Here is a 2,879-nt window from a genome sequence, read left to right on the forward strand (position 1 = left end):
CGATCATGTCCAGGGCCAGCTGCCACTTCTCCACATGCCCCACCCGGTCGGGAATGCCGCAGCGGCTGCGGCGGGCGACCTTGTCCGCATCCGCTTCCGGCGAGGCCGGATCCCAGGACGCGGGCATAAACAGCCGCCAGTTCACCGCGGCCGAGGCATGATCGGTGGCCAGGTGGGCCTTGACCCCGAATCCTGAACACGGGTTATGCGACTCGTGCCAGCGTAGTTGGTGTGCGGTAGAAGGCGTTCTCGAAGGCGATCGGTGATCGTTGCCCGAGGCGGGAGTGTCGGCGTCGGGTGTTGTAGCGGTTGAGCCATCGGAACGCGTCGAGGCGGGCCTCACGCTCGCCTGGCCAGCTCTTTCGTCCTTGCAGGGTCTCGCGTTTGAAGGTCGCGTTGAAGGACTCGGCGAGTGCGTTGTCCGCGCTGGATCCGACCGCGCTCATGCTCCTCCGCACCCCTGCTGACCTGCAGGCTTCGGCGAAGGCCCTGCTCGTGTACTGAGCTCCGTGGTCGGTGTGCATGATCGATCCGGCCAGGCTGCCTCGGGTGCGGACCGCTGCGGCCAGGGCGTCGGTCACAAGGTCGGTTCGCATGTGGTCGGCGATCGCCCAGCCGGCGAGACGGCGGGAGGCGAGGTCGATGACGGTCGCCAGGTAGCAGAACTTCCCGCCCTCGATGGGCAGGTAGGTGATGTCGCCGACGTACTTCGTGTTCGGAGCCGTGGCGGTGAAGTCGCGGCCGATCAGGTCCGGCGCCTTGGCCGCCACTGGGTCTACGACGGTGGTGCGGTGCCGGCGGCGCAACCGGACCCCTTCGATGCCGAACGCCCGCATGATCCTGGCGACGCGCTTGTGGTTGAGTGCCTCTCCGCTCGTCTCGCGGAGTTCGGCGGTGATTCTCGGGGCTCCGTACGTGCCGTCCGAGTCCTGGTGCACGGCCCGTATCCGGGCGGCCAGCCTTGCGTCGGCCGTCTGCCGGGCGGCCCGGTCCGCAGCTGTCCGGCGCCAGTAGTAGAAGCTCGAGCGGCTGATGCCGAGGATGCCGCACAGCCGCTTCACGCCGTAGCGGCGGTGGAGATCGGCGACACACTGGAAGCGGTTCACCAGCGCGTCTCCCCGGCGAAATACTTTGCCGCTTTGCGGAGGATCTCGCGTTCCTCCTCCAGCTCACGGACCTTCTTCCGCAAGGCCGCGTTCTCAGCCTCCAGCGGGGTCGGCGGCTGGACCGGTTCCTGCATCCGGCGTCCCCGCGGACGGCTTACTCCTGCGGCCCTCACCCAGTTCCGCAGCGTCTCCGGATTGATCCCCAGATCAGCGGCGACCGACCTGATCGTCGCTTCGGGCCGCGACTGGTACAGCGCGACCGCGTCCGCCTTGAACTCCGGCGGGTAGTTCTTCATGACCACGAGATGTCCGTTCTCAGATCCTCAGGATCCAGTGTCTCGTGTGTCCAACATCAGGGGTCAAGGCCCGAACAGGGAGATCAAACGACGGGCCGACGTCGTCCAGGTCTTCCCCAACCCCGCCGCCCTGGACCGGCTCGCCGCCGCGGTGCTGGCCGAACTCCACGACGAGTGGCAGGTCTTCGACCGCCGCTACCTCTCCGAAGCCTCCATGGCTGAGCTCTTCACCACCAAACCAGCCGAACCTGAACCGCAGATCACTCCACAACCGGAACCGAAACAGCTGCCCTGACTACACCACTCCGCGGGACGTGACCTGTCGGGTGGGCGCCGGCTTCCACTGAGCCTCTTCAGAACGGCCACCAATCGGGTGACGCCGGAAGCAACGGCCGGGACCAGCACGGCGGCAATCTCCCTGCTCGGGAGCGTCGTCAACACCTGCCACGACACCACCCTCACGAGGCACTACTGAAGAAGCTCACTGCCTTCAAGAGCACGAGCTGGTCGACGAACAGACCGCCTTCCGCACCGCGCTCGCTGCCGCAGCTTGACACGTTAGCGCCGTGAGGTGTCTCCGTCGGGCCGATGGAGTTGAAGCAATCAGGGTCGCGTGCGAGCGCATCCTGCAGGAGCTCATCGAGGCCGAGGCCACCGAGATGATGAAAACGGTTCAGGGATGAACCGGATGGGTCGGTTTGACGTTGAGAGAGGGGTGGGGCTGATCGCTGCATTCCCCAGCTCACAGCAATTGATAAAGGAGATCCAGGTGCCAAGTCGTTACTCTGACGCTGAGTATGCGGCCGCCGCTCGTGCGCTGTCCGCGGATAAATGGAGTGATGAAAATGGCGACCCTGCCCTTCCATCATTGGTGGAGAAGGTGGAGGTCGGGGAGCGCGATATTCCAGTGGGTAATCATCTGCATGATGCAACTAAGCGAAATACAAATGGCACGCTCAAGGCTATTCTGGGGCCAGAGGTGAAGGCAGTCCTGGAAGAGAAGCGTTTCGGAAATTATCTGATACGCCTAGGCCACAACAAATGGACTCTGGACACAGCCACGCCTAAGAAGTGGAATCGAAAGAAGGGCTATCTGGAGAACTACCCTGTTCCAGACCGCCAGGCGCGATTGGGATCGCAGATGTCCGCATCCTTGCCCGCCTATGAGCGGGGGGCAGCTCGTTGGGCGGAATCTCAATCACAGGACTTCTGGCGCACGGCGCCTGGAGCACCACCCACCCCCACCAGCTCTGGACACCCGCAGGCGTCACAGGGGTCAGCAGCAGAAGCGCCGACTCCGCCGGTTCCCGACAACACCGTTGATTGGAGCACCTACCAGGCACACCTGGGATCGCAGATGTCCGCATCCTTGCCCGCCTATGAGCGGGGGGCAGCTCGTTGGGCGGAATCTCAATCACAGGACTTCTGGCGCACGGCGCCTGGAGCACCACCCACCCCCACCAGCTCTGCACCATCC

Annotated in this window: 2 protein-coding genes and 2 pseudogenes; 2 read left to right on the forward strand and 2 right to left on the reverse strand. The window is 64.5% G+C overall.

What is annotated here, in order from left to right; translation table 11 throughout:
* Both EHS43_RS41730 and EHS43_RS41735 read right to left on the reverse strand, forming a co-directional pair.
* A pseudogene (locus EHS43_RS41730) lies at positions 1-225 on the reverse strand (transposase); the annotation flags it as partial.
* Positions 204-1,408 (reverse strand): IS3 family transposase gene (locus tag EHS43_RS41735; protein ID WP_125195703.1). Its coding sequence is split into 2 segments (ribosomal slippage): positions 204-1,117 and positions 1,117-1,408, totalling 1,206 coding nucleotides; the frame shifts between segments, so codons are not numbered across the junction. The pseudogene EHS43_RS41730 and the gene EHS43_RS41735, both read right to left, overlap by 22 nt.
* Before the next feature lie 67 nt (positions 1,409-1,475).
* Between EHS43_RS41735 and EHS43_RS41740 the strand changes: the two are divergent.
* Positions 1,476-1,697 (forward strand): annotated as a pseudogene (locus EHS43_RS41740) (transposase); the annotation flags it as partial.
* 384 nt (positions 1,698-2,081) lie between these two features.
* Positions 2,082-2,879, forward strand: a 798-nt coding sequence (locus EHS43_RS41745) for a hypothetical protein (RefSeq protein ID WP_221740815.1), incomplete at its 3' end; no start/stop codon positions are given.

The organism is Streptomyces sp. RP5T (assembly GCF_003933965.1).
Lineage (GTDB): Bacteria > Actinomycetota > Actinomycetes > Streptomycetales > Streptomycetaceae > Streptomyces.